Annotated in this window: 2 protein-coding genes; one reads left to right on the top strand and one right to left on the bottom strand. The window is 36.4% G+C overall.

Annotated elements, in window-relative coordinates:
* Positions 1-917, top strand: a 917-nt coding sequence (locus VXQ92_RS18425) for a cation:dicarboxylate symporter family transporter (RefSeq protein ID WP_416682782.1), incomplete at its 5' end; no start/stop codon positions are given.
* 240 nt (positions 918-1,157) lie between these two features.
* On the opposite strand, the gene VXQ92_RS18420 is transcribed toward VXQ92_RS18425, so the two are convergent.
* Positions 1,158-1,319, bottom strand: coding sequence for a hypothetical protein (locus tag VXQ92_RS18420; protein ID WP_416682783.1), 162 nt, complete (start codon positions 1,317-1,319; stop codon positions 1,158-1,160).
* Position 1,320 lies beyond the last annotated feature (1 nt).

Below are 1,320 nucleotides of genomic sequence, written 5' to 3'. Positions count from 1 at the left end.
AAGTAAATAGTTACGTTGAAAAGGCTCATGCTACAAATATCACTGATTTTTTCATGAATATTATCCCGCAAACATTAGTGAGTCCGCTTGCTGGTGGTGAAATTTTGCAGGTTCTATTTGTGGCAGTCCTATTTGGTATTTCTTTAGCTGCATTGGGTGACCGTGCACGTCCAATTACTGATTTTTTAAATAACCTCACGGCTCCGGTTTTCTATTTGGTTGGCATGTTAATGAAACTTGCACCAATTGGAGCTTTTGGTGCTATGGCATTTACTATCGGTGCGTATGGAATCGAATCAATCGGTAATTTATTACTATTGATTATGACTTTCTATATCACGGCAGTGCTGTTCGTATTAATCATTTTAGGGGCTGTAGCACGCTACAATGGCTTTTCAATTATCGATTTAATTCGTTACATCAAAGACGAACTCTGGTTAGTTTTAGGTACAAGCTCTTCTGAAGCTGCTTTACCATCTTTAATGGATAAAATGCAAAAAGCAGGTTGTGAAAAATCTGTAGTAGGTCTTGTCATTCCGACAGGTTACTCATTTAACCTTGATGGAACTAACATCTATATGACTATGGCGGCTTTATTTATTGCACAAGCATGTAATGTTGATTTATCAATTGGTGAGCAGGTTGCATTGCTTTTAGTGGCAATGGTGAGTTCTAAAGGTGCGGCAGGGGTAACGGGCGCAGGCTTTATTACACTCGCAGCTACTTTATCGGTAGTACCTGCTGTACCAGTGGCAGGTATGGCGCTTATTTTAGGTATTGACCGTTTTATGTCGGAGTGTCGTGCATTAACCAATTTAATTGGTAATGCATGTGCAACCATTGTGGTTGCCCGTTGGGACAAAGCTCTGGACAAGGATGTTCTAGATAAAGCATTACGCAAATCGAAAACGAATTAATTATTTAATTTTTAATTCGAAATAAAAACCTGTAGCAACTGGCAAATCGGGAGAGGTGCTGTGCTACAGGTTTTATTATTTAATGATCAAAAAATATAATTTAAAAACTATCTACTCATTAATAGTTATTAAGGAAAGCCAGTATAAAAATTTCGCAAATTTTCGTATAGAACTACTTTTTAAAAAGCAGAACTTTTGAGTTATCTACACTATAAAAATAGTATATAAACTAGCTTAGGTTTATGCTTTTAAGTGATCCTCAAATTCTTCACCTAACTGCATTGCTAAAGCATTACCTGCCAAATCACAGGTCACTAAGCCATATTCTTTTTTAAAACTGAAAGTAAAACCTTTTCCATCAGCAAGGTTTTTAACCGAATACCCTAATTTTTCTAACCAAATA

This window comes from Acinetobacter sp. 228 (assembly GCF_048147885.1).
This window is presented reverse-complemented; position numbering and strand designations above follow the sequence as displayed.